We start from the raw sequence: 26,655 nt of genomic DNA, 5'->3' as shown, positions 1-26,655 counted from the left end.
TTGCCAGAGACCAACTTCAACGCTGGAACAGATTTATCCGGCTCATTATCCATCCGGCTTCCTTCCGGTATGGCTAAACCCGGGCTGGCCGGCCGAGCGAGTCACAGGATGCTCCTTGAAATACTCCACTGCACGCCTGATATCGTCAAACAAGAGAGAGGCCATGTCCCGGCTTACACCGTGGCGGATCATGATTCGTTGGATGACACAATCCTGGCGGTTGGCAGGGAGTGGATAGGAAGCTATTTGCCAACCACGGATCCTTAGCCGATCGGAGAGATCATAGAGGTTGAAGTCCCAGTCGCCCTCTTTCATCGTATAACTGATCGCCGGAAGCCCACCGTGGCCATTGTAAAAGAGCTCAAATGGTCCCAGCTCAGAGATATTCCTGCCCAACCATTGGGCTGTATCTGCGCAGTATTGCTGGACCTTTTTATACCCCTCGAATCCAAGCCGCATAAAATTGTAGTACTGTGCAACAATCTCACCCCCGGGGCGACTGAAGTTCAGGGCGAAGGTGGGCATGTCGCCACCGAGATAGTCGACCCGGAAGACCAGGTCTTCCGGCAACTCTGCCACATCGCGCCAGACAACCCAGCCCACGCCGAGGGGCGCGAGACCGTATTTGTGGCCCGAAGTATTGATCGACTTGACCCTGGGAATACGGAAATCCCATTTCAGGTCCGGCTGTACAAACGGCGCGACGAAACCGCCGCTGGCCGCGTCCACATGGATGGGTATATCGAGTCCTCGCGCCTCCTGAAGTTTGTCGAGTGCGTCGGCGATGGCTTCCACCGGTTCATAGACACAGGTAAAGGTCACGCCGAGTGTAGCGACAACGCCGATGGTATTCTCGTCGGCATATTCCGAGATCTTGTCCGGGTTCATGCAGACTTCGTCATCATCCAATGGTACTTCCCGCAACTCAACGTCAAAATACCGGGCAAATTTGTGCCAGCAGACCTGTACCGGGCCGCAGATCAGGTTGGGCCTGACATTATCATTGCCGTTTTCCTCGCGCCTCTTGCGCCAGCGCCATTTCAGGGCCAGTCCGCCCAGCATGGCGGCTTCCGACGAGCCGGTGGTGGAACAACCGACGGTGTCCCCCGCTTCAGGTGAGTTCCAGAGTGCGGCAATCATGTGCACGCAGCGGGCCTCAATCTCCGCGGTCTGGGGGTATTCGTCCTTGTCGATCATGTTTTTGTCCAGGCAGTCGGACATCAACTGATGGACTTCGTCCTCTACCCAGGTGGTACAGAATGTGGCCAGATTCTGTCGTGAATTGCCGTCCATGAAAAGTTCGTCCCGTACAAGTTGGTAGCTGGCCCGGGCGGACGACCCGTATTGGGGAAAGACATAGCGCGGCAGGCATTCGGCGGATACATTGCTGGCAAAAATATCCGTGTCTACGCCCCGGCCGGGTTGCCGGAGGCTTTTTTTCCTGTGAAGAGGCATATTGTCAACCGTCAGGTATTGACCCAGAAATATCCGGATCAGGCGGACATGAAAGTAAAGGGGGGCGCTTCTGTAAATAACTTTCCTACATTACCCACCAGACCTTTCTGTGACAGGTCCAGTTTCTGGGGCTTGCTCAAATCCATCTTATCCAGGGAAACCCAGACGATATCGGGGCTGAATGAAGACTCAAACGCATAGATGCGTCTCTGCAGGTCTATCAGTGTTCGCCAGATGGTCATGGATATGTGTGGTCGTGCAGGATCGGCAACACCGAAAGGTTGTGCGGCGTTGCGCATGACACTCAGAAGTGCCGCATAGGCACGCTCCGGTGAGTCGGCGGCGGGAAGCCTTTCCAGATAATAGCTCGCACGAACGAAACGGTCTGCGGCTTCCGTCGTACCGGGTAGGGGCTTCTGCCCACCAAACCCCTGATACTGCGCCAGGTGTGTTAGCTGCTCATCAAAGGGCGGGGAATTGGTCATTACCGTGTAGTCGCGGCTATGATGCACCTTCACCGCACCATCGATATATTCGATGATTGCGGAATCTCCCGTTGCATCGTCCAGCGCCAGGTGGACCGTAGACCAGCGCCCCGAGACTGGATCCGATTGAGGACGTACCTGGAAAGGGTGATCCCCGATGCTGGCAACACACTCGGCAACCGTGGAAAACTGGTCGAGAAAATACTGTGCCCAAAGAGATATCGAAACCCCGGGCACAGAGGTATCCCTGTCTCCAAACTCCGATTCGGCCAGCCAGAGAATATGTGCGGCCAGCCCCTTCTCGTTCAGCCCGTCTACCGTCGCCAGGTCATAGGCTGTGGCCACCAGACTGGCAAATCTGGAGTTCCAGCTCAGCGGATTTGGATCCTTTTCGATGCCCTTGCGTTGCGCCCCGGCGGGGAGTATCCAGAGGTTGGTTCCCAGGCTTTGTGCCCAGTCCATATTGCGGCCGGCAATAATTCCCTGCCCACTATTCAGCCATAGTGTCCGCGTGCACATAGAGTTTTGATCCTTAAAAAATACAGATGACCGGCTTTCTGGAGGTGGGAGTGAAGTTTTCTCCCACCTCTCCGTCAGGTTCGCCAAGCAACGAACACGTCACTATCTGCTCGAAGATGCCTGGACAGTTGACATATCAATCGTCATCATTTCCATACTTCTTCTTCCATTCATCACGATGTTCGGCCTTGAACTTCTCAAGCTTGGCTTTTTGCTCTTCGCTGAGCATCTCCTTGAATTTCTTCTGGTACTTGTGGGCCATCTCCATTCTCTGGACCTGGATCTTGCCCCACTCTGCGCCAAGGCTGTCCAGCTTGGATCTGTCTGCGCCGGATTCCAGCGCTTCCTTGATCTGCTTGTGCAGCTTCTTGCTGTCTTCCTTCAGTTCCTTCCGCTCACCTCGAACCGCCTCACGGTGCTTCTTCAGCTCCTCTCTCTGTTCCTTACTCAGCGCCAGCTTCTCTTCCAGGGTCATCCAGAATTTTTCGAATCTTTCGGAGTGATCGTGTTTCTGGTAGTTGATAGCGGCCGCATCGGCCTGCCCAGGGAGCGCCACCAAGGCGCCTGACAGGCTTAAACAACCAACAAGATATTTCCACGAATTCATAAGAACCTCTGCATCATAGACACTGTTGGTCCCGTTATCCTAGTTAGTGGATTCTGACGTCTCAAGCCGCCGCATATATCTATTTTGAGTGATGGAATCTCTGTCTATGCCATTACGTCAGAATCTGTAGCTGAAGCCGATGGCCGGGCCGCGCAGGGCGGCATCGAATTCATACTCCGATGTGCTGTAGTCTATCTTGACATGCCGGTACCCCAGCATGATGGCCGTACAGTCGTTCATTTCGTAGCCCACGAAAGCCGCCAGATCGACGGTCCGGTCGGAGCGGGCACCGGTCAATGCCATCCCCTCGATATACAAGCGCGGAGTCAGGTCGAGATGCCCGCGAACCCCGAACTGCGCGTCGTGCCAGCTGTCGTCTTCCGAGACCTGCAGGTCTGCAATGGGCGTGTTCACCCTGAGCTTCGTCTCCAGGGACCAGTAGCGGTATCCCGCCAGAACGTCAACAAACCCCGCTGATGACTGCAGCACCCGATAGGTGGCCGTCAGCAGCGCAGTGTACGTCTCGTTATCCACATCGAGATCGACAGGAAATGGTAGAGGCAGGTTCTTGAACGCGCCGTCATCGGTCAGGTCGATATAGAAACCATCCAGCAAAATGCTGAAGCGATCTCGCCGTGCCTCAAACGCGCCCATAAACCCGGCGTCGAGATCGGACCAGAGATCACTGAAACTCTCGTCGACCTCTACAGAGTAAGGCTTGTGGGAGATATCGCCGTCCAGTGCAATACCCCACAGGTAGGGAGCCACATAGAATTCCCACGCGCGCCCATCGGCCTGCACTGGCTTCGCATCGGCTGTCTTCGCACCGAAACAGAACCCAGTCAACAGCACAACGAGATTGGCAACCAGATAGCGGTAAGGGGCATGGTATTTCATCCTGATACTCCATGGCGTGCATAAGACTTTTCAAATAGCCCGCCAAATATAGTCGATATTCAGGAAATGAAGTTTGCCGGCCCGCCCCGACGTTGCAGAACACGCCCCAGGGAGATGGGAAACGCTATTTAAACAGCTTCGGAAAGGTCCGTGGCTGCGAGCGCAGGTACTGGTTCGGTACAGATACAGACGCCCCCAGGTGTGCGGCCGCATGCCAGGGCCAGCGGGGATCGTAGAGAATCCCGCGGGCCAAGGCGACAAGGTCTGCATCTCCGGTCCCGACGATAGCCTCGGCCTGTTCGTAATCGGTAATCAGCCCTACTGCAATCACCGGTATAGATACTGCCTGTTTCACACCGCGAGCCAGGGGCACCTGGTAGCTGGGCCCCACAGGTATGCTCTGTGCCGGATCCAGGCCACCGCTGGATACATGGATCGCCGCACAGCCACGCGCTTCGAGCGCACGGGAAAAGGCGATGGTCTGCTCCAGGTCCCAGCCCCCATCCACCCAGTCTGTGCCCGAAACCCGCACGCTTACCGGTCGATCCGCCGGGAAGGCATCGCGCACCGCATCCATGATTTCCAGCGGGAAGCGCATGCGGTTCTCGAGACTGCCGCCGTACTCGTCATCCCGCTGGTTGGAAAGCGGGGACAGGAACTGGTGCAGCAGGTAGCCGTGTGCGGCGTGAATCTGGATCGCATCAATACCGAGCCGTGCCGAGCGGCTGGCGGATTCTGCAAACGCATCGCGCACTGCGATCATCGCGGATCGATCCATCGCTTCCGGAGGCCGTTCGTCCGGCAGATAGGCTTTGGCCGAGGGCGCTACCGTCTGCCAACCATTCGGATCGCCGGGGGCGATCTGGGCACCGCCGCACCAGGGTACCTCCGTAGAGGCTTTGCGACCCGCGTGGGCCAGCTGGATCGCAATCGGCATGTCCGACCACTGCCGGATCGCTTGCAGGGTACGGCCCATGGCCGCTTCGGTGGCATCGTCCCACAGGCCGACATCCGCATGGCTGATCCGCCCCTCCGGAACCACCGCGGTGGCCTCGATAGTCAGCAGCGCGGCACCGGACGCGGCCAGTTGCCCCAGGTGCATCAGATGCCAATCGGTCATACAGCCATCGACGGCGGAGTACTGGCACATGGGGGCGATCACGATGCGGTTGGCCAGTTCCAACGATCCAACCGACAAGGGCTCAAAGAGTTTCGGGGTGTGCATCAGTTCGTACTACTCGCAAGAAGTGTTCCGAAAGAGAATAGCAACGACGTGCTTGTCATGTCTGCGCCGCTCGCACTTTTTCCTTGATTGCATCGTGCGCCGCTTCCTGCTCACGCAACAGTTTCCGGCGCAGCACCGCCGCCTCAAAACGCTCTTTTTCCACGGCATTGCCGGGTTCCAGCGAAGGTACCGACACCGGCCTGCCATTGTCGTCCAGCGCCACCATCGTAAAGTAACAGCTGTTGGCATGCCGGACCTCCCTTGTGTGAATGTTTTCGGCAACCACGCGTATCCCGACTTCCATGGAAGTATTGCCGGTGTAGTTCACCGAGGCCAGGAAAGTCACCAGCTCCCCGACATTGATCGGCTGCCGGAATACCACCCTGTCCACCGACAGGGTGACCACATAGCGTCCGGCGTAGCGGCTGGCACAGGCGTAGGCGACTTTGTCCAGGTAAGAGAGCAGCTCTCCACCGTGTACTTTGCCGGTAAAGTTGACCATATCCGGCGTCATCAGGACGCTCATGCTCAATTGGTGGTCACGGGTTTCTTGCATAGGGCACTTCCTCAAAAAATAACAGTCCAGCACCTGCTGTCCGGGGGTTGTGTGGATTCGGTCTGCAAGATTGATACCCGATACCCCTTCAGCCGGTATTACAACTTGTCCGAGAGCTCGCGGATCTCCCGGTTGAGAATACGGTCGTTGTCCGAATAGTTGACCGGGATATCGATCAGGTGCACGCCCCCTTCATTGCTGCACTTTTCGATCAGCGGCTGGAGTTCCGAGGTGGCGGCAACGCGATGGCCCCGGGCGCCGTAGGATTCGGCATAGGCGACAAAGTCCGGGTTGCCGAAATCCAGGCCGAAATCGTGGAATTCCATCTGTTTCTGCTTCCAGCGGATCATGCCGTATCCGTCGTCCCGCACCAGCAGGATCACCAGGTCCAGTTTCAGGCGCACCGCGGTTTCCAGTTCCTGCGAGTTCATCATGAAACCGCCATCACCGCAGATTGCCATCACCCTGCGCTGCGGAAACACCAGCTTGGCCGCCATGGCCGATGGAAGCCCGGCGCCCATGGTGGCCAGGGCGTTGTCCAGCAGTACTGAATTGGGGGAGTGTGCGGGATAGTTGCGGGCAAACCAGATCTTGTACATGCCGTTATCGAGGGCGAGGATGCCATCCTCCGGCATCACGTCCCGCACTTCCTTGACCAGGCGTTGCGGGTGCAGCGGAAAACTGTCGTCACCACAGCCCTGGTGAATATGCTGCTGCAGTGCGTCGCGGATCCGGTGTGCATCGGCAAAGCTCCAGTGCCGCTGCGGTTCCAGCCGCTCCTTGAGTTGCCACAGGCTGTTGGCGATATCCCCCACCACTTCGATCTGTGGGAAATAGACCGGGTCCACCTGGGCGGAATTGAAGTTGATATGTACCACCTCGGCGCCGCCGGGGCGCATGAAGAACGGCGGCTTTTCCACCACATCGTGGCCCACGTTGATGATCAGGTCCGCCTGGTCGATGGCGCGGTGCACAAAATCGTGGTCGGACAGCGCGGTGTTGCCGATAAAATGCGGCCCGGACTCGTCGATCACACCCTTGCCCATCTGTGTGGTGACTGCCGGAATGCCCAGTTTCTCGACGAATTCACGCAGCATCTTGGCGGTCAGCTTGCGGTTGCCGCCGGCGCCGATCAGCAACAGGGGCTTTCGCGCGGCGGTAATGGCCTCCGCCGCCTGGTGAATCGCCTTCTCTTCCGCGATGGGCCGGCGGGTATAGCTGGGTTCGAGCACAGGCATGGTGGAGTGCTCGCGGGCGATATCCTCCGGCAACTCCAGGTGGGCGGCGCCCGGCCGCTCTTCCTGCGACTGGCGAAAGGCCTCGCGCACGTGAGCCGGGACATTGTCGCCGCTGATGATGGTGCGGGTGAACTTGGTCAACGGCTGCATCATGTCGACGATATCGATGATCTGGAACTGGCCCTGCTTGGAACTCTTGATCGGCTTCTGGCCAGTGACCATGACCATCGGCATGGCGCCCAGCTGGGCGTAGGCCGCCGCCGTTACCAGGTTGGTGGCGCCGGGGCCGAGGGTCGACAGGCAGACGCCGGCTCTGCCGGTCAGGCGGCCGTAGGTAGCGGCCATAAATCCGGCCGCCTGCTCGTGCCGCGTTACCACCAGGTTGATATTGGACCCGCGCAGGGATTCCAACAGGTCCAGGTTCTCTTCCCCCGGAATTGCGAATACGTGCTCCACCCCTTCCGCTTCCAGTGCGCGAACAAACAGATCAGACGCCTTCATGGTGTCCTCCATTAGTAGTAGTGCTTCCGGTCATTCCGCTGTTTACAGGTATATCATTGCCGCGGCGCGGATGCGAACAGGAGAGCGGCAGGACGGGGCTCGGCAGCGGCGATCGGGATCCCCCCACAGCGCCATTCAACAGTGGGGTCTCCAACACCGAAAAGATATGATGTATCATACTTCTCTGGTGTTCGATTTATATGGAGTTACCCGATGCCCGTCGACAAGAAGCGGCCTTGCCGCTACCTGCTGCCAGCCGGCGTCATCCCCCTGCTGGCCGCCGCGGCCGAAGTCCCGGCCCGGGAGCTGGGGGCCGAACAGATGGAAGAGATCACGGTCGTCTCGCAGCGGCAACCGTACCGCGGCGATGTGCCGCTGGAGTCGCTGCCGCAGTCGGTGCAGACACTGTCCGGCGACCTGTTGGCCGGACAGGGCATCACCGACCTGCAATCGGCGCTGGACCTGGCCGGCAGCGTGGCGCGGCAGAATGACTTGGGCGGACTGCAGACCACTTTTGCGATCCGCGGCTTTGCCGGCGACGAAAGTATGCCCAGCGGCTATCTGGTCAACGGCTTCAGTGCCGGGCGGGGCTTCAGTGGCCGGCGGGATGTTTCCAATATCGAACGCATCGAGATCATGAAGGGTCCGGGTTCGGCGCTGTACGGGCGCAGCGAGCCGGGCGGCACCATCAACCTGGTCACCAAAAAGCCGCAGTTTGACACCGAGGGTTACCTGCAGGCATCGGCCGGAAGCTACGACAGCAAGCGACTGGAGGGCGACTATACCGGGGCACTGGGCGACAACCTGGCCTTCCGGGTCAACGGTGCCTTCGAGGATTCCGACAGCTATCGCAACACCCAACCGCGCAAGTACGCCCTGACCCCTTCCCTGTTGTTCAACCTGTCCGAGCGCACCTCGCTGACCTATGAACTGGAGCTGGCGAAACAGCAGGCGCTGTTCGATCGCGGCATCGTCGCGATCGAGGGCGATCCGGATGTGCTGCCGGTCACCCGCTTTCTCGGCGACCCGCAAAACGGCCCCTCGGAAATACGTGCGACCGGTCACCAGCTGGTGATCCAGCACGAACTGCACAACGGCTGGATGCTGCTCGCCGGGCTCGGCTACCGGGACTCGTCCCTGGAAAGTTACTCCGCCGATGCGGAACTTTCCGATGGCCGACAGCTGCTGCTGACCGACGGATCCACGCTGAGTCGGCAGCGCCGTTCCCGGGACTATACCGCCGAGGATCTGTCGGGCCGGCTGGAGCTGACCGGGACCTTCGACACCGGCCCCCTCAACCACCACCTGCTGCTGGGTACCGACGCCTACGAATTCGAGCTGGACTTTGCCCTGGGCCGCTGGCGCGTCGACTATGGCTCCATGGACCCGACCTACGCCATCGATATCTTCAACCCGGCGTACGAGGGGGTACGCCCGCAACCGGCGCCGCAGATCGACCAGTTACAGGTGCAGCGCACCCGCGGCCTCTATGTGCAGGACCAGATCGACCTGACCGAGCAGTGGAAGGTGTTGCTGGGTGTACGCTTCGACGACTTCGACCAGAGCATCGACGACCATCTGAGCGGTGTGCGCAGCACCATGTCACAGACCGCCACCAGCCCCCGCGCCGGGCTGGTCTACGAGGCGACGCCGGCGCTGTCGCTCTACGCGAGTTTCTCCGAGGGATTCCGTCCCAATACCGGCTCCGACTACTACGGTACGGCCTTTGACCCGGAGGAGAGCAGCTCCCGTGAAGCGGGTATCAAGGTATCGAGCGAGGACGGCCGCACGACCGGTACCCTCGCCTTCTTCCGCGCGGAGAAATCCAATGTGCTCACCGCCGACCCCGCCAATCCCGGCTTTTCCGCCGCGCTGGGCCGGGCACAGAGCCGCGGCGTGGAAATCGATCTGGCCGCGGAGCTCGCCCGCGAATTACAGCTGGTATTATCCTATGCCTACACAGAGGCGGAGACCAGCAACGATGTGGTCAACCTGGACTGGGGCATGGAAATTCCGGCCGGTAGCCGCCTGATCAATATTCCCGAACACAGCGGCAGCCTGTCGCTCTCGCGGAATTTCACCCTCGCCGGTGCACCGGCTTCCGTGGGCCTGGGTATCCAGTACGTGGACGAGCGCCTCGGTGAAACCATTGATCCGGACTATATCTTACCAGCCTATACGCTGGTGAATCTGTCCGGTTCTTACTCGCCCACGGCAGAGCTGGAACTGTTTGCCCATGTCGACAACCTGTTTGACGAGCGCCACTACGTGAGCTCCTATCACAAGCTGTGGACCATGCCGGGCGCGCCCCGGATCTATAACCTCGGTATCCGCTACAACCTGTAGGCCCCAAGGAGTCACAACCCCATGGCAGTTGTATCCATGCCTCCTGAATCCGCGGGCGACGCAACCGCAATCACGGGCAAATCCCGTATCGCCTCCATCGATATCATGCGCGGCCTGGTGATTGTGCTGATGCTGATCGACCATGTGCGGGAACGCTTCTACCTGCATATGCAGGTGTCCGACCCGATGGATGTGGCCAGCACCTCGCCGGCGCTTTTCTTTACCCGCCTGTCGGCACATCTGTGTGCCCCGACATTTGTATTCCTGACCGGTCTGTCCGCGTGGCTGTACGCACACCCGAGCCGTGGCGGCGTACGCTCGCCGGGTGCCTTCCTGTTCAAGCGCGGCCTGTTCCTGGTATTGCTGGAAGTGACGCTGGTCAACTTCTCCTGGGCCGGCAGCTTCGGAACCTTCTGGCTGCAGGTGATCTGGGTGATCGGGCTGAGCATGATCGCCCTGTCGCTGCTGGTAAAACTGCCGCGCTGGCTGATCGGCGCTATCGGCTTCGCCATCGTGTTTGGCCACAACCTGCTGACACCAATCACCTTTCAGCCCGGCGAGTTCGGTTACGGTCTCTGGACCATACTGCACGACCGCGGTTTCCTGCTGGACACAGAGGCGCTGCGCATCAAGATCAGCTATCCGCTGCTGCCGTGGATAGGTGTGATTGCGCTGGGCTATTTCTCTGGCCCGCTTTACGCGCGCACCATGGATTCGTTTGCGCGCCGCAAAACGCTGATTGCGCTGGGGCTGGGCTGCCTGGCGCTGCTGCTGCTTTTGCGCGGCTTCAATCTCTACGGGGAGGCCCTGCCCTGGGTTTCCGGAGAAACGGCGCTGCAGACCGCAATGTCTTTGCTCAATTTCACCAAGTACCCGCCGTCGCTGGATTTCCTGCTGCTCACCCTGGGCGTTGCCTTTCTCCTGCTGGCCTGGTTTGAAAACCGCAAAAATGCCGTACTGGACGCACTGGAAGTGTTCGGCTCGGCGCCGATGTTCTTCTACATCCTGCACCTCTATGTGCTGTTGATCACCTACCGCATCATTCTCACTGTCGCAGGCCCCAATCACGGCGACCTGTTCGGTGTCGACCATATCTGGTGGATCTGGATTATCTCTGCCGTACTTACGGTGGCCCTCTACTTCCCCACCAGGGCGTTCGCACGATTCAAACACCGTACGAATTTGTGGTGGGTCAAATACTTCTGATTACCAGGCCATCTATCAGGAGGGGGGGATTTCGGGGAATCGTTCAACGGCTGTTTTATTTTGTATGGATACGTTATATCGTTTCAACCAAATCAACTTTCTGGAACTTTTCGCGAAGGGAAAATGAATGAAAAAAATCCGCAAGCTGATACTCACCACTGCGCCGGTTGTATCCGGTGTACTTTTTACCCACGCCGCTGTTCTTGCTCAAGAGCAAAGCGAAGATTCCGGGCCGGAAGATGAAACATCGAAGCTGGAGCATATCCAGGTCTCGGGGCAATCGTATCGCGGACTGGATGACGACTCGCCGTTGCCGGTGACGGTTCTCGCCGGCGATGAACTGGTCCAACGGCGCCAGGGCACCCTGGGTGAAACCCTGAATGCCCTACCAGGTGTTCATCTTGACAATTTCGGGGCGGGGGCATCGCGCCCTGTCATTCGCGGGCAGACAGTACCTCGCATTGAAGTCCTGACGGACGGCGCGAACGTCTTTGACGCGTCCTCTGTCTCACCGGACCACACCATTGTTACCGATCCATTGCTGCTCGATGCGATCGAAGTTTTAAGGGGGCCGGCGGCCACCCGCTACGGCGGCAGTGCTCTCAACGGTGCGATCAACCTGATCGACAGCAAAATACCGCGCGCGTTGCCGAAAGATGGAATCACCGGTGCGGCGGAAGTGCGCCTTGGATCTGGCGATGAAGAACAGACCGCCGTTGGGCGGGTAACCGCCGGGCTAGGCTCTTTCGCTTTCCACGCCGAAGGTTCCAGCCGATCCAGTGAGGACTACAAGGTTCCCGGTGAATTCGGCGCGGATGAACTCCAGGATTCCTTTGCCGACAGTTCAAATTTCAGCCTGGGTACCTCATGGATCACGGACAGGGGATATGTCGGCGCGGCCTATACACGGCAGGATGCCGAACACGGCCTGCCAGGGCACAGCCACGTGAATGGTGTGTGCCATACTCACGGGCTCGATCTGCATTGCGAGGCCCACGGCAGCTATGAAGACCCATTCGGCTCGTCGGACGATCACACAGCCTATATCGACCTGCGCAGCGAACGTGTCGACATCCGCGCGGACTACAGCGACCTGCTGCCCGGGTTCGACCATGTACGGTTCCGCGGCTCCTATACCGACTATGTGCATGACGAGATCGACGGCCCCAGCCGGTTCTCCCGTTATACCAACGAAGTATGGGACGGGCGCCTCGAACTGACCCACAAGCCGCTGCTGGGATTCACCGGTACGTTCGGCGTCCAGTACACCGACGGCACCTTTGGCGGCATCAATGTCAGTGACCTGCACGAACCGTTCCCCGACAACGCCTATGGCCTGGACGGGGTTGCCGATTATGTCACCGAAAATACCGCTGTCTTCCTGAGTGAACGACGCTCTTTTGGATCAGTCGATCTCGAGTTCGCCGCGCGCAAGGATTGGCGCGAGATCAGCGTGACCCCGCCTCCCTTCCGCGCCACCCTGTCACCCGAATATGAGGCGCTCTTCACCGAGTGGTACGGAGCAGAATGGCGGCAGGTACTTGAGGAGGATTACGTCGGAAGTTTCCGCGAAAGAAATCCCGGTGCGAAACACAATCCTTTCTCCGCCTCGCTGGGCGCTACCTGGAATATCACCGATGGTTACGCGACGGTGCTCTCCCTCGGCCATACGGAGCGCGCGCCTGGTGTTCGGGAACTCTACGCTCGCGGCAATAATCTCGCGACCAACAGCTACGAACTGGGACTTGCATCCAGCAACCCAATTCTCGAAGAGGATGGCATTTCCGCGGAGAGTGTTCTTGAAACTGCCGACTCAATCGATCTTACGTTCCGTAAAACAGGTGGTTCGCTCGAGTTCGAGGTTGGCCTGTTTTACCAGGACATTGAAGACTATATCTTCGCACGGCTGATCGAGATCGAAACAGAGACCGGCACACCGCACAATTTCCTTATCTATACACCAGCCGACGCCTCGTTCACCGGTATCGATGGGCAGGTCAGCTACCGCTTCTCACCGGAATCCCGTATCACCCTCTTCGGCGACTATGTCGATACCGACTTGAAAAGCGAGGACGACAACCTCCCCCGCATTCCGCCGGGGCGACTTGGCGTGCGCTATGACTGGACTTCGGGTCCGCTGTCGGCGAACGTGGAGTACTACCGCACATCGAGCCAGGACCATATAGCGTCGTACGAGACTCCCACCGATGGCTACAACATGGTCAACATGACGGTGAGTTACGGATTCAACAACGAGGCAACAGAACTCTACCTGCGCGGTGTCAACCTGACGGACGAACCGGCATTGATGCACACGTCCTTCGTCAAGGAGCAGTCACCGCTCAGGGGGCGGAACCTGGTGTTGGGCCTGAGACATCAGTTCTGAAGTAAAAACATTTCAACAGGCCCCTTTCACGCTGTCTCCCAAAGACCTATCGCCGCCCATGCCGGGCGGCATAGGTCCCTATTCCCCGGGTTCTGCCAACTGTCGGCCAAAGTCACGGTGAATATCCCTGGTGGATCTGGGTTATCTCCGTGCTGCGGACAGTGGTACCCTACTACCAAGCCCTCGGCCCATTTCAAGCACAAATCGGGAGCAGCAATGAAGCCTTCCAGCACATTCCTCCAGCGGGTGGGCATCCGCCACCCCATTATCCAGGCGCCGATGGCCGGCGTATCCACACCCCGCCTCGCGGCCGCTGTCTCCAATGCGGGTGGGCTGGGCTCCCTGGGGATTGGCGCCAGCAGCCCCGACCAGACCCGGCAGATGATCGGGGAGACCCGCGCCCTCACGTCACAGCCATTCAACATCAATGTGTTCTGCCATGCGCCGGCACAGCGGGACCCAGCCCGGGAGGCGGCCTGGCTCCGGTATCTGGCGCCGCTGTTTGCCGAAGTCGGGCTGGAAACGCCCTCCTCCCTGGAGGAAATTTACCCGACATTTCTCCAGGATACTGAAACGCTCGAAATACTGCTCGAACTGCGCCCACCGGTTGTCAGTTTCCATTTCGGCCTGCCGTCGGCCGACGTTATCACGGCCCTGCACAACGCCGGCATCTACACCCTGGCCACAGCGACCAGTCTGCAGGAGGCCAGGTTAATCGAACGGGCGGGCGTCAATGCGATCGTGGCACAGGGTGTCGAAGCCGGCGGGCACCGCGGCATCTTCGATCCGGATGCGACCGACGAGTACCTGACCACCCAGGTGTTGGTCCGCTGCCTGGTGCAGGAAACGCAACTGCCGATCATTGCCGCGGGCGGCATCATGGACGGCTACGGCATTCGCGCCGCGCTGGATCTCGGTGCGGCGGCCGCCCAGCTGGGCACCGCATTCATACTGTGCCCGGAATCTTCGGCCAATGCCGGCTATCGCGAGAGCCTGAAGAGTGAACGCGCCGCTGTTACCCGCCTGACATCCACGCTGTCGGGACGTCCAGCGCGCGGTATGCTGAACCGCCTGATCGCTTACGGCGAAGCAGACGGCAGCCCACCACCAGCGGACTATCCACTGGCCTACGACGCGGCCAAACAGCTCAATGCAGCGGCCGGCAAACTGGGCAACGGCGAATTTGCCGCGCAGTGGGCCGGCCAGGGGGCGCCCCTCGCCCGGGAACTGCCGGCTGCGGAGCTGATGACGCGGTTGCTGCAGGAATGCCACAGCGAGGGCCCACCTGAATGAAAGGTGATTAGCCTCAGGCGACACTAAAATCGCGGCATGGATGGCAGGCGGAGTGGTCTATGCCGAGTCGCTACAGAGCTGCTGGCCCATTTATCAGCACGCTGTTTACCGCAACGGCAATATTTCTCTTCCTTCTCAGCGCCTGCGGCAAACAGCAGGATCCCGACAGCGCCAAACGCAGTATTGTTCCATTTACCAACTACGTCGAGACCGGTGACCTCCAGGACATCCGGAAACACGATGTTATCCGCTTCGTCAATCTGTCCGGTCCGGTTGAGGACCTGCTGCCGCGCGACAGTATCGTCACGCTCGGGAATGTCGACCTGGCCAACAAGCTGGCGGCAAGACTGAAACTGGAACCCAAGTGGATCCAGGCGGCGTCGCCCCGGGAAGCCATCGAGCTGGTGCGGGCAGGCAAAGCCGATGTGGTGGCCCACTATATTACCGATACCAAAGGCCGACGCGAGCTGGTGGACTTTACCGTTCCCCTGATGCAGACCAGTCACAGGCTGGTCACCACCAGTAAAGGCCCGGATATCAGCGATCCGGCGAAGCTTCGCAACGTGGAGCTGCTGGTCCAGACCGGTTCAACCTATGAGGCTACGGCCCAACAGCTCGTCCAGCAATATCCGGAAGCAAACCTGACCATTCTGGAAGTCCAGCACTACGACGATCGCGACGCCCTCATCGACATGATGAACGAAAAAACCAACAGGGTTGCGATCCTGGATGGCCATATCGCCGAGGACCTGCACACCTACCGCAAAGACATCCGTATTGGCGCCAGCGTCTCCAAGGAGGAGAACATCGCCTGGGCCGTACGCAAGGACTCGGAGCGACTGCTCGCAACCATCAATAACTTCCTGACCCGAAACCTGGTCCAGGTACCGGAGAACCGGATTGCCGACTGGAAGAAAATCAAGAAATCCGGTGTTATACGCTTCCTGACCTACAACCGCCCCTCGGTCTATTATGTCTGGAAGGGAGTGTTGATGGGTTTTGATTACGACCTGGCCAAAGCCTTTGCCGATAAACACAAGCTGCAGTTACAGGTCATCGTTGTGCCCTACGACGAAACCCTGATCGACTGGCTCAAGGCCGGGCGCGGCGATTTTGCCGGCGCGGTCAAGAATATTACCCAGGAGCGTAAAGACCGGGGCATCGTTTTCACAACCTCTTATCGCGAGACACCGGAACAGGTCGTGAGCAACAGGCGCGACCCCGTGATCAAGAAGGTCCAGGACCTTGCCGGGCGCACACTGACCATACGCGCCTTTTCCCCATTTATCGCCACCGCGCGTGTGATCGAGAAAAGCGGCATTGATGTCGAGGTGGAAATTGCGCCTCCGGATCAGTCCATCGCGGAGATTATCAGCATGATTGCCGACGGGGACCTGGACGCGACAATCGTTGACCGTGATGACGTGCTGATGGCTGCCTCGGTACAACCCGAACTGCTGCCGGGTACACTGGTCAGCGACCCGCGCCCCCAGGGCTGGATGCTGATGCCCCAGAACTGGGAGCTGCTGAAAAAACTCAACGCGTTTCTCAAACAGTACCGCAAGACCAAACAGTACCAGCAGAAAATTGCCGCCTACTTCGAGCCCAACAAGCGCTTTACCCAGCGGGTCGCAGCGCGAATCATTCCCGGAAAGGACCTCTCCCCCTACGACCTGCTGGTGAAGGGTTCATCGCTGGACTACGGTTTCGACTGGCGTCTGGTCGTCGCGCAGATGTGGCATGAGAGCAATTTCAATCCCGATGCGGTGTCGCCGGTCGGTGCCCAGGGCCTGATGCAGGTGATGCCGGTAACCGCGGAAGAGATGGGTTTCCCCCCGCCATTGTTCGAGCCGGAGCGCAATATCCCGGCCGGCGTCAAATACCTGAACTGGGTGCGCGACCGCTTCGAGCCAACACTGCCGGCGGTCGACAGGCTGTGGTTTACCCTCGCCTCCTACAACGCCGGTTACGGCCACCTGCTGGACGCGCGCAGGCTCGCGGTAGAGCTGGGGCTGGACCCGGATGTCTGGTTCGGCAATGTCGAGGTGGCGATGCTCAAGCTGTCCGAGCCGAAGTATTACAAAAATGCCCGCTATGGCTATGTGCGCGGCGCCGAGCCGGTGCAGTATGTGCGCAAGATCAGCGACCTGTACAAGGCCTATACCGAGGTGGCCAGTGGCGATATCAGCGTCCGCCCGCCAATGAGGAAAAAGATCCCGGAGGAAACTGCCGACTCGAACAAGGACGGAGCCGAAACTTCAACCAGCGAGGAATAGTGGGCCCTGCGCAAAGTCCTGTAACAGTTCGCTGCGCCCTTTTCCGGCCCGATGTGTTTTACGTTCACACCTGCAAACCGCGATCCAGCGACTGGCGATAGGCACCGAATGCCGGCACCGTTGCCACCACCAGTGTAGCGGCGAGTATCCCCGCGACCAGCGCCAGCGTCTGCCCGGCCAGGGGCGGTCCACCCAGGTAAATACCGTAGCCTTCCCCCAGTAGCGGTTCGGCAAACCACAGGCCGGCTGACAACGCCACAAAAGCGATGGCCGCACCCGACAGCACCACCAGCAACGCCTCCATCTGCACCAACAGGAACAGCTGCATCGGCCCGGCACCGACAGTGCGCAGCAACGCGATTTCCCGCCGGCGCTCGCGCATGGACGTGAGCAACATGATGCACAGACCCAACAGCGATGCCAGCACCACCATCGCCGAAATCAGCAGTAGTATCTTCTCCAGCACGCCCAGCATCTGCCACAGTTGCGACAGCGCGACGCCGGGCAGTATCGCCAATAGCGGCTCGCCGCGGTACTCATTGATCTGTCGCTGCAACTGGAAAGTGGTTACCGGGGAATCCAGACCCAGCATAAACGCAGTAATGCTGTCGGGCGCCAGCTCCGCCTGGCCTCCCCCATCGCTGTGGATCGCCTCCATACCTTCCAGGCTGATATAGAGTGCCCGGTCCACCGGCGTACCGGTTGGCTCCAGTATCCCGGTGACGGTAAAGGGGTGTTTGTCGTGATGTTGGAAACTGGTACTGCCGAGACCGTGGGCCAATACCAGGGAATCACCCGGCTGGTAGCCCAGCTGCCGCGCTACCTCCGCGCCGAGCACAGCATCGTGAATATCCGCAAAGGGCCGGCCACGGGACAAAGCCAGTGGCCGGTTCCCGCCGTAGCGATAATGATGGAAGAAATCCTGCGAAGTACCCATGACCCGGTAGCCCTTGTGGGAGTCCCCCAATGAGATTGGAATGCTCCAGGCCACTTGCGGCTGATCCGCAATATCGCGATAGGACTGCCAGGAAATATTGTTGCTGGGATTGCCGATGCGGAACACGTTGTACAGCAGCAGGTTCAGCTGTCCGGTGCGCGCGCCGACGATCAGATCGACACCGGATACGGTGCGATTGAAGCTGTCCTTTGCATGGCTGCGGATCTGCTCCACGCCGAACAGCACGAACAGGCTGACCGCTACGGAAACGACGGCCAGCAGCACGCTGCCCCTGCGGTGCATCAGGCTGCGCCAGGCCAGTTTAAGAAACATCCACATCCTCCTGCTTCCAGGCCCGGTTCAGTTCGCGCATGTCTGTCAGCAACGGGAAGTGCCGCGCCAAGGCCATATCGTGGCTGACAAAAACCAGCGTATTGTCAGCGGCGCCGTAGCTGTCCATGAGCAACTGCACAAAGGCATTGCGGGCATCGGGATCGAGTGCCGAGGTGGGCTCGTCCACCAGCAACAGCCGCGGCCGGTTGATCAGCGCGCGGGCGATGGCAACCCGCTGCTGCTGTCCGACACTCAGCGCGTCCGCACGCCGCTGCAGGATGCCTTCGCGCAACCGTAACTGCGCCATCAGTTGCACTGCACGACTGTGGACATCGCCACCCGAACCGCTGAAGTGCGCCGCCAGGCGCAGATTATCCAGCACACTCAGGTAGGGAATCAGGTTGAACTGCTGGAACACCACGCCGATATGCCGCGCGCGAAAGCGGTCCCGACGCCGGCCGCCCAGTGCCGCCAGCGATTGCCCCAGCACTTCGAGTCGCGATTCTGGTGCTACAAGCATGCCTGCCAGCAGGTTCAGCAATGTGGATTTGCCGGAACCCGATGGCCCGCGCAGGAAAAGCCGGCCACCCCGCGGTACCGACCAGCGGGGAATATCCAATACCTTGGGGCCGCGTTTGTAAGCGAATCGGAGTTGTTCCACGGCAATAGCGTTCGCCGCGAGCTGCGCTGCCGGTGCATTCATCTGCCACCTCGTCGGGGATTTTTCGGATACGCCATTGATGATATAACGTATCTCAAATGTACCAGTCCCGAGATGTGATGCCTATGCCTTCTACCTCATTTCCCCGCGCATTGCTCCTTGTCGCCGCTCTCGTCGGCGCTTGTGCCGAATCGGACGAAAATACCGAACCGGACAAAGTTGCCGCGCCGCCACCCGAAACCACTTCCCCTTCGCCACAGGAACCCGAGACTGCGGAGGTCGTTTACCGGGACGTGGCCTGGGAGGACCTGATTCCCGGGGAGGACCTGGACGCACTGCTCAACCCGCCGGAGTACCTGGACACCATCGCCGAGGGATCCGCGGGAGACCGTATCCCCGGGGAACTGGAGAGTCCCGAACGCACTGGCGCGGAGAGCCGCTACCAGCAGGCGCTGACCTCCACCCGTATCAAGCCGGAATACGACCGCCAATCGGTCCGCATTCCAGGATTCGTGGTGCCGCTGGCGTTCGACGAGGAGCAGACCATCACCCGCTTTCTGCTGGTGCCCTACTTCGGTGCCTGCATCCACCTGCCGCCACCGCCGCCCAACCAGGTGATCTATGCCGATTTTCCGCAGGGGTTTCAGGTGGAGTTTCTGTACGACCCTTTTCATGTGGAAGGACAGTTGCGCACCCTGCCCAAAGATACCGAGCAGGGGACGGCGGCTTATACCATGGAGGTGAAACGGATTTATCCGTATGAAGAGTGATGGGAGGGCCTGCGGCCCGCCTGCCGAGTTGGGGCTTGGCGCTCCCGGCTACAACCCCATCTCCCGCACCAGGTAACCGGCGCCGTCGATATTTTCCATCACCCACAGTATGTAGGCGATATCCACATGGATGGCCCGGGTGCTGTCGGTGAAATCCCAGTCCGCATTGATGCTGTCGTAGGTGCCGTCGAACACCAGCCCCACCAGTTCGCCGCGACCGTTCATCGTTGGCGATCCGGAATTGCCGCCAGTGATATCCACCGTGCTGAGGAAATTCACCGGCACCGAGTCGAGCTGCTTGTCGTAGTAGCGGCCATAGTCCTTCTTGTCGATGGCGGTGAGCAGCGCTTTCGGCGCATCGAAGGGCTCCTTGCCGGTGTACTTGGCCACGATGCCGCGCAGTGTAGTGAAGGGCACAAAGCGGTCCTTGCCGTCGTTGCCGTCCGCGGCCTCAGTGATGGTGCCGGCGGGCGGTGTATAGCCTTTAACCACACCGAAAGTCACGCGCAGGGAGCTGTTGGCATCCGGGTAGACCGGCTTGCCGCGGGAGCGGTTGTAGTCGATCAGCAGCGCCATATATTCGGGCCGCAGCCGGGCAAAGCGCCCTTCCATGGCCTTGTCCCGCTCTTCCCGCGCGAGCATATCGTCGTACATGGCCACGGCAAGCTGGATAAACGGATCCTTGCTGTTGGCGAAATCCTCCGGTTTCCTGCCGATCCAGGCCAGGCGCGCATCGGTGTCGGTCAAGCCGGTATCGGCATACATCCTGTCGAGCGTTGTCTCCAGATCGCCGTCGCCAATCTTCAGGTATTCGTCAAAGCTGGCGATGCGCTGTTTCTCCGGCAGCGCCTGGTAACGCTGCAGGAAATAGAGCCAGATCTGCTTGTCCACCGTCGGGTAGAAGCTGCGCTCGATACGCTTCATGCTCTCGGTGAAACGGGTCAGGTCCCGCTCCTGATAACCCGGTTCGCGCTCGGCGTCGGGCTTCTCGTTCTCTTTTGCCAGCCGGTAAAGCTGGCGCGCGGCGTCCAGCATCGCGGAGCGATCCATATAGTCGAGCGCCAGGTCCCGTTCGCGGGTGGATGCCTTTTCCTCCACCAGCGCGTCCAATTCATCGAGGGTGGACTGGTATTTCGCCCGGCGGGTTTTGTCCGATTCCACCCAGGCCTGCAGGTCTTTTTCCAGTTTGCGCTTGCGCTGCAGCAGGTCGCTGCGCTGGTAACCCTCCATCATGCCGGTGAAGTTCTTGGCGTAGTTGTTCAGGCCCGCCACCAAGCTGGCGTACTTCAGTTCCGCATCCTTGTTGTCCTCGGTGGCCGCGGCGATAGTCTCGGACCACTCCGCCAGCACCTTCTGCATGGTCGGGTAGTACCAGTCGAAATTGCTCTCCACTTCCTGCGCAGTGCGGTAGCGGTTGGTGCTGCCGGGATAGCCGGCCACCATGACGAAATCGCCCTTCTCGGGCCCCTTCGCCGCTACCGGCAGGTAGTGTTTGGGTTTGTAGGGCACATTGTCTTTGGCGTAGTCCGCGGGCTTGCCGTCCTTGCCGACGTAGGCGCGGTAGAAGGCGTAGTCACCGGTATGGCGCGGCCACATCCAGTTATCGATATCGCCACCGAACTTGCCGATGGACGATGCCGGCGCATGCACCAGGCGCACATCGCGGATTTCCAGCTGCTTGACCAGGTAATAGTCGAGGCCGCCGTAATAGCTGTACACCTCGCAGCGGTGGCCCGGGTCCTTCTCGCACTCCGCCACCAGCGATTTCTGCGCATCTTCGATGGCCGCAAAGCGCGCGGCGCCGTCCATATCGTCCGAGAGTTTACTGTTGACCCTGTCGGTCACCTCCTCCATGGACACGGTGACGTACACCCGCGAGCCCGGGGCAGCCGGCAGCTCCTCCGACAGGTCTCCGGCGAGAAAGCCGTTTGCCAGCAGGTCCCGATCCTCGGTGGAGTTGTAGGAGATGGAGCCGTAGGCGCAGTGGTGATTGGTGATCACCAGGCCCTTCGGGGACACGAAAGACGCGGAACAACCGCCCAGGCTGATCACCGCATTCATCGGGAAGTCGGTGAGCTTGGTCATGCTCGCCGGGTCCAGCTCCAGGCCCAGGTCGCGCAGCTTGTCCGACAACTCCGGCAACTGGTGCGGCTGCCACATGCCCTCGGTGGAAACCGGTTTGTCCGCCGCTGCGGCCGGGGTACCGCCGGCGAGCAAGGCTGCGGCTACTGCAGCCAGGGCAATGGGATATCTTATTCTCATAGTGACTCCGGTCTTTTCCATGTTCGACAGATTCTACAGAAATAACTGCTACCAGCGCGGGCAGGCAGCGCTCCAGAACGAAATGATACTTTATATCAATAATACATGACAGCGCCCCTGCAGTGAGGTCCCGGATCGGGGATTGACTTATGGACCGATTGGTTCATAATACCTTTCATACCGCCTCTACCGACGAAGTCACGCTATGGCACGACCACAGGAATTCAACACCGCCGAGGCCCTGCGCCAGGCCATGGATACATTCTGGCAAAAGGGTTATGAAGCCACTTCCATGGCCGATCTGTTGAAAGCCATGGGGCTCAGCAAGAGTAGCCTCTACGCTGCATTCGGCGGCAAGCGGGAGTTGTTCCTGGCTGCTTTCGACGCCTACCGCGAGGAGCGCGGGCGGGAGATGCAGCAGATACTGGCGCAGGGACCGGCCCGCGACGCCATCGAGCAGTTTTTCCGCAAGATCATCGCCGATGCCGGCGACGGCGGTGCGCCCTCGCGCGGCTGCATGAGCATCAACCAGGCGGTGGAGCTGGCTCCCCGGGACCCGGAGGTGCGCTCGCGCATTTCCCGGGATTTCGCCGGCATGGAGGCCCTGTTCACGCAGGCAATTGCACGCGGCCAGATGGACGGTTCCATCGGCAACAGTGATGAAGCGCGCAACCTGGCCCGGCTGCTGGTACTGGCCTTCCCCGGCCTGCAGGTCATGGTGCGCGCCGACGGCGACCGGGAGCAGCTCAACCAGACCCTGAACCTGTTGCTGTCCACGCTCGACTGAGAGCGAAACCACAGCATTTTCTTGCCCATTCTGGACCAAAAGGTCCCAAACAAAGTGCAACCACCCAGGAGATGCCAACCATGAAACTGCAACAGATCCGCAATGCCACCGTCATCATCGACTACGCCGGCAAGCGCTTCCTCGTCGATCCGATGCTGTCGCCCAAGGGAGCCTTCCCGGCCTTTCCCGGTACCGTCAACGATCACCTGTCCAATCCGCTGGTGGAGTTGCCCATTCCGATGGAAGAGGTAGTGGATGTCGACGCAGTAATCGTGACCCATACCCACGAGGACCACTGGGACGAAACCGCCACTCGGCAGATTCCGAAAAACAAACCGCTGTTCGCACAGAACGAACGGGATGCGGAGGCGATCCGCGCCGCGGGGTTTACCGACGTACGCCTGCTCGGCGACGATGTTGAATTCGAGGGCGTCACCCTCACCAAGACCGCCGGCCAGCACGGCAGCGATGCCATCATGGCCTCCCCCGCCGGCGAACTGCTGGGCGAGGTCTGCGGCGTGGTGTTCAGGCACCCGCGGGAGAAAACCGCCTATCTGGCCGGCGACACCGTCTGGAACCAACACGTCGCGGACAGCCTGGCGCAGTACCAGCCGGGTATCGCCATCCTGAATGCCGGTGACGCCCGCATACCGAATCTCGGATCCATCATCATGGGCAAGGAGGATGTCTATGCGGTACACAAGGCCGCCCCACAGGCCACGCTGATTGCAACGCATATGGAGTCGGTCAACCACGCCACCCTGTCCCGCGCCGAGCTGCGCGCTTTTGCTGCCGAGAAAGGGATGGCGGAACAGTTGCTGGTGCCGGAGGACGGCGAAACCTGCGTACTCTGAATCCGTTCGATCAATTTGTCATCCCGAATCAGGTTCGGGATGACAACAGAATCATTCTCCTGCAGGCGGGCTCCCGCCGATGGCTTCACTGAAATAGTCCAACAACATACGCACCTTGGGCGAAAGATGGCGGTTTTGGGGATAGATGCCCCAGATACCGTCGTCCTCCTCCCGGTAATGCTCCAACAGGGAAATCAGCCGGCCGGATCCCAGGTGTTCATCCACGTAGTAATCCGGCAACTGCACGATGCCGATCCCCTTCAACGCCGCATCCACCAGAGCCCTGCCGCTGTTGCAGCGGATACTGCCGCTGACCTTGATGTTCCTGGAGCGGCCCTGCTCGCGAAAACGCCAGTAATCCAGGGTCCCCGGCAGGCAGTTGTGCTGCCCGAGCTCCGACAGGCTGTGCGGCTCGCCGCGGGACGACAGGTATTCCGGGGAGGCGCAGACGTACAGCGTGCGGGAGCCGAGCCGCCGCGCCATCATGCTGGAATCGTCGAGTTTGCCCAGGCGCACAGCGAGGTCGTAGCCCTCCGCCACCAGATCCAGCTTCTGGTTCGTCAGCTGCAACTCCACCTGCAGCTCCGGGTAGCGCAGTGCGAAATTGTTGACCAGTGGCGCCAGGGTGCTCTCGCCGTAGGTCACCGGAGCCGTCAGCCGCAATCTGCCGCGGGGAACCTGCTGCAGATCGGTGACGGCGCGCTCCGCTTCCGCCAGCCCATCCAGCACCTGGCGGCAGTGCTGGTAGTAGATCTGGCCCGCCTCGGTCACCGAGACCTTGCGGGTGGTGCGATACAGCAACCTGGTCGACAGCCTCGATTCCAGCGCACTGACCTGCCGGCTGACCTGGGCCGTGGAGATCCCCAGTCTGCCCGCCGCGGCGGTAAAACCGCCGGATTCAGCCACGGCCACAAACTCACTGACCCCTTCCCAGTTCTGCATACCCTGCCCCCGGCCCCAATTGTTACGACACAGAAAAGATGAATTTCAGAAACAACTGATTATATTCCATCTGGAAACAGATAGACTCACCTCCGTATCGCGGCAGAGCGCCGCCCAGTCAATAAGGAGTTGCACCATGACCGACACCATCAAAGCCAGGGCCGCCGTGGCCTGGGGCCCGGGACAGCCGCTGTCCATTGAAGAGGTCGATGTAATGCCGCCGCAGGCGGGCGAAGTGCGGATCCGGGTGATCGCATCCGGGGTCTGCCACACCGACGCCTTCACCCTGTCCGGCGATGATCCGGAGGGTAATTTCCCGGCGATTCTCGGCCACGAGGGCGGCGGAATCGTCGAATCCGTGGGCGAAGGTGTGACCAGCGTTGCCGTTGGCGACCACGTAATCCCGCTCTACACACCCGAGTGCGGCGAGTGCAAGTTCTGCAAATCCGGCAAGACCAACCTGTGCGGCAAGATCCGCGATACCCAGGGCAAGGGCCTGATGCCGGACGGCACCAGCCGCTTCTCCAAAGATGGCGAGCCGATCTTCCACTATATGGGCTGCTCCACCTTCTCCGAATATACGGTGCTGCCGGAAATTTCCCTGGCCAAGGTCGACAAGGCCGCGCCGCTGGAGGAGGTCTGCCTGCTGGGCTGCGGCGTCACCACCGGCATGGGTGCGGTCATGAACACCGCCAAGGTGGAGGAAGGCGATACCGTCGCCATCTTCGGCCTGGGTGGTATCGGCCTGTCGGCGGTGATTGGCGCGGCCATGGCCAAGGCCGGGCGCATCATTGCCATCGATATCAACGAGAGCAAGTTCGACCTGGCCCGCCAGTTGGGCGCCACCGACTGCGTCAACCCGAAGGACTACGACAAGCCGATCCAGGAAGTGATCGTCGAGCTGACCGACGGCGGCGTGGACTACTCCTTCGAGTGCATCGGCAATGTGGACGTGATGCGCTCGGCGCTGGAGTGCTGTCACAAGGGCTGGGGTGAATCCGTGATTATCGGTGTGGCCGGTGCCGGCCAGGAGATCTCCACCCGCCCCTTCCAGCTGGTGACCGGCCGCGTCTGGAAAGGTACCGCCTTCGGTGGCGTCAAGGGCCGCTCCGAACTGCCGGACTATGTCGAGCGCTATCTCGCGGGCGAATTCAAGCTGAACGACTTCATCACCCATACCATGGGCCTGGATGCGATCAATGATGCCTTTAACCTGATGCACCGCGGCGAGAGCATCCGCTCCGTGATCCATTTCGACCAGTAAGCGGGGCGCGCCATGACGATCGAAAACCTGAACAGCAACAAAAGCTTCGGCGGTTGGCACAAGCAGTACCGTCACCACTCCGAAGTGCTCAACTGCGAGATGCGCTTCGCCATCTACCTGCCGCCCCAGGCGGCGGGCGGCCAGAAGGTGCCGGTGCTCTACTGGCTGTCCGGCCTGACCTGCACCGACGAGAACTTTATGCAGAAGGCCGGCGCCCAACAGGTTGCCGCCGAACTGGGCATGGCACTGGTAGCGCCGGACACCAGCCCCCGCGGCGAAACGGTGGCGGACGACGAGAACTACGACCTGGGCCAGGGTGCCGGCTTTTACGTCAATGCCACGCGCGATCCGTGGAGCCGCCACTACCGCATGTACGACTATGTCGTAGACGAGTTGCCGCAACTGGTGGAATCGCTGTTTCCGGTCACCAGTGTACGTTCGATCGCCGGCCACTCGATGGGCGGCCACGGCGCGCTGGTGCTGGCACTGCGCAACCCGGTGCGCTACCGCTCGGTGTCCGCGTTCAGCCCCATCGCCAATCCGGTGAACTGCCCCTGGGGCAAAAAGGCCTTCGCGGCCTACCTGGGGGAAGATACCCCGGAGTGGTCGCGGTACGACGCCAGCCTGCTGATGCGGGACGCAGATGACAAAGTACCGGCGCTGGTGGATCAGGGGGAAGCGGACAACTTCCTCAGCGAGCAGTTGAAACCGGAAGCGTTGGAAGCGGCGGCCGCCACCAGCGACTATCCGCTGCAGTTGCGCCGCCGCGAGGGCTACGACCACAGCTACTACTTTATCGCCAGCTTTATCGGCGAGCACCTGCGCTTTCACGCCCGACACCTCAATCTTTAGCAC

General features: G+C 60.2%; 21 protein-coding genes. 10 read left to right on the top strand and 11 right to left on the bottom strand.

Annotation, left to right across the window (positions count from 1 at the left end):
• Positions 1–45 precede the first annotated feature (45 nt).
• From gad to MWN76_RS20220, 7 genes are all read right to left on the bottom strand, one after another.
• On the bottom strand, positions 46–1,455 hold the full coding sequence (gad, locus tag MWN76_RS20250; RefSeq protein ID WP_250464901.1) for a glutamate decarboxylase: 1,410 nt from the start codon (positions 1,453–1,455) through the stop codon (positions 46–48).
• 38 nt (positions 1,456–1,493) lie between these two features.
• Positions 1,494–2,546: a linear amide C-N hydrolase gene (locus MWN76_RS20245; protein ID WP_250464899.1), complete on the bottom strand. Its 1,053-nt coding sequence runs from the start codon at positions 2,544–2,546 to the stop codon at positions 1,494–1,496.
• Between the two features lie 49 nt (positions 2,547–2,595).
• The gene (locus MWN76_RS20240) at positions 2,596–3,066 is read right to left on the bottom strand and encodes a Spy/CpxP family protein refolding chaperone (protein ID WP_250464897.1); all 471 of its coding nucleotides are present in this window, start codon (positions 3,064–3,066) and stop codon (positions 2,596–2,598) included.
• A 117-nt stretch (positions 3,067–3,183) separates the two neighbouring features.
• On the bottom strand, positions 3,184–3,963 hold the full coding sequence (locus MWN76_RS20235; protein WP_250464895.1) for a hypothetical protein: 780 nt from the start codon (positions 3,961–3,963) through the stop codon (positions 3,184–3,186).
• Positions 3,964–4,087: 124 nt separating this feature from the next.
• Positions 4,088–5,188, bottom strand: a complete 1,101-nt coding sequence (locus MWN76_RS20230; protein ID WP_250464893.1) for an NADH:flavin oxidoreductase/NADH oxidase — start codon at positions 5,186–5,188, stop codon at positions 4,088–4,090.
• Between the two features lie 55 nt (positions 5,189–5,243).
• A complete protein-coding gene (locus MWN76_RS20225) occupies positions 5,244–5,744 on the bottom strand; it encodes an acyl-CoA thioesterase (RefSeq protein ID WP_250464891.1) in 501 nt (166 codons plus the stop codon).
• Positions 5,745–5,842: 98 nt separating this feature from the next.
• Positions 5,843–7,483, bottom strand: a complete 1,641-nt coding sequence (locus MWN76_RS20220) for an acetolactate synthase large subunit (protein ID WP_250464889.1) — start codon at positions 7,481–7,483, stop codon at positions 5,843–5,845.
• Positions 7,484–7,696: 213 nt separating this feature from the next.
• Between MWN76_RS20220 and MWN76_RS20215 the strand changes: the two genes are divergently transcribed.
• The 5 genes from MWN76_RS20215 (at position 7,697) to MWN76_RS20195 (ending at position 16,990) form a co-directional block, all read left to right on the top strand.
• Positions 7,697–9,829 (top strand): TonB-dependent siderophore receptor, encoded by a 2,133-nt coding sequence (locus MWN76_RS20215; RefSeq protein ID WP_250464887.1) that lies wholly within the window; start codon positions 7,697–7,699, stop codon positions 9,827–9,829.
• Between the two features lie 21 nt (positions 9,830–9,850).
• Positions 9,851–11,035 carry an acetyltransferase domain-containing protein gene (locus MWN76_RS20210; protein ID WP_250464885.1) on the top strand — a complete coding sequence of 395 codons (1,185 nt, stop codon included), beginning with the start codon at positions 9,851–9,853 and terminating at the stop codon, positions 11,033–11,035.
• 127 nt (positions 11,036–11,162) lie between these two features.
• A complete protein-coding gene (locus MWN76_RS20205) occupies positions 11,163–13,421 on the top strand; it encodes a TonB-dependent receptor domain-containing protein (RefSeq protein WP_250464883.1) in 2,259 nt (752 codons plus the stop codon).
• A 216-nt stretch (positions 13,422–13,637) separates the two neighbouring features.
• A complete protein-coding gene (locus MWN76_RS20200; protein ID WP_250464881.1) occupies positions 13,638–14,714 on the top strand; it encodes an NAD(P)H-dependent flavin oxidoreductase in 1,077 nt (358 codons plus the stop codon).
• A gap of 59 nt (positions 14,715–14,773) precedes the next feature.
• Positions 14,774–16,990 (top strand): transporter substrate-binding domain-containing protein, encoded by a 2,217-nt coding sequence (locus tag MWN76_RS20195; protein ID WP_250464879.1) that lies wholly within the window; start codon positions 14,774–14,776, stop codon positions 16,988–16,990.
• Between the two features lie 64 nt (positions 16,991–17,054).
• On the opposite strand, the gene MWN76_RS20190 is transcribed toward MWN76_RS20195, so the two are convergent.
• Together MWN76_RS20190 and MWN76_RS20185 are read right to left on the bottom strand one after the other, a co-directional pair.
• Positions 17,055–18,260 carry an ABC transporter permease gene (locus tag MWN76_RS20190; RefSeq protein ID WP_250464877.1) on the bottom strand — a complete coding sequence of 402 codons (1,206 nt, stop codon included), beginning with the start codon at positions 18,258–18,260 and terminating at the stop codon, positions 17,055–17,057.
• Positions 18,250–18,963, bottom strand: a complete 714-nt coding sequence (locus tag MWN76_RS20185; RefSeq protein WP_250464875.1) for an ATP-binding cassette domain-containing protein — start codon at positions 18,961–18,963, stop codon at positions 18,250–18,252. Before MWN76_RS20185 ends, MWN76_RS20190 begins: the two co-directional genes overlap by 11 nt.
• Before the next feature lie 83 nt (positions 18,964–19,046).
• On the opposite strand from MWN76_RS20185, the gene MWN76_RS20180 reads away from it, so the two are divergent.
• Complete coding sequence (locus MWN76_RS20180) at positions 19,047–19,691, top strand: DUF3299 domain-containing protein (RefSeq protein WP_250464873.1); 645 nt, start codon at positions 19,047–19,049, stop codon at positions 19,689–19,691.
• A 48-nt stretch (positions 19,692–19,739) separates the two neighbouring features.
• Here the strand turns inward: MWN76_RS20180 and MWN76_RS20175 are convergent, their stop codons facing one another.
• The gene (locus MWN76_RS20175; protein ID WP_250464871.1) at positions 19,740–21,953 is read right to left on the bottom strand and encodes a S46 family peptidase; all 2,214 of its coding nucleotides are present in this window, start codon (positions 21,951–21,953) and stop codon (positions 19,740–19,742) included.
• Positions 21,954–22,158: 205 nt separating this feature from the next.
• On the opposite strand from MWN76_RS20175, the gene MWN76_RS20170 reads away from it, so the two are divergent.
• Both MWN76_RS20170 and MWN76_RS20165 read left to right on the top strand, forming a co-directional pair.
• A complete protein-coding gene (locus MWN76_RS20170; protein ID WP_250464870.1) occupies positions 22,159–22,740 on the top strand; it encodes a TetR/AcrR family transcriptional regulator in 582 nt (193 codons plus the stop codon).
• Between the two features lie 80 nt (positions 22,741–22,820).
• Positions 22,821–23,594: an MBL fold metallo-hydrolase gene (locus tag MWN76_RS20165; RefSeq protein ID WP_250464868.1), complete on the top strand. Its 774-nt coding sequence runs from the start codon at positions 22,821–22,823 to the stop codon at positions 23,592–23,594.
• A gap of 51 nt (positions 23,595–23,645) precedes the next feature.
• Here MWN76_RS20165 and MWN76_RS20160 read toward each other — a convergent pair whose 3' ends face one another.
• A complete protein-coding gene (locus MWN76_RS20160) occupies positions 23,646–24,536 on the bottom strand; it encodes a LysR family transcriptional regulator (RefSeq protein WP_250464866.1) in 891 nt (296 codons plus the stop codon).
• A gap of 136 nt (positions 24,537–24,672) precedes the next feature.
• Here MWN76_RS20160 and MWN76_RS20155 point away from each other — a divergent pair, with 136 nt between their 5' ends.
• Both MWN76_RS20155 and fghA read left to right on the top strand, forming a co-directional pair.
• Positions 24,673–25,800 (top strand): S-(hydroxymethyl)glutathione dehydrogenase/class III alcohol dehydrogenase, encoded by a 1,128-nt coding sequence (locus MWN76_RS20155; RefSeq protein WP_250464864.1) that lies wholly within the window; start codon positions 24,673–24,675, stop codon positions 25,798–25,800.
• Positions 25,801–25,812: 12 nt separating this feature from the next.
• Entirely contained in the window at positions 25,813–26,652 is an 840-nt protein-coding gene (fghA, locus tag MWN76_RS20150) for an S-formylglutathione hydrolase (RefSeq protein WP_284500777.1), read from the top strand.
• Positions 26,653–26,655 lie beyond the last annotated feature (3 nt).

It is taken from the genome of Microbulbifer litoralis (genome assembly GCF_023634065.1).
GTDB classification, from domain to species: Bacteria; Pseudomonadota; Gammaproteobacteria; order Pseudomonadales; family Cellvibrionaceae; genus Microbulbifer; species Microbulbifer litoralis.
This window is presented reverse-complemented; position numbering and strand designations above follow the sequence as displayed.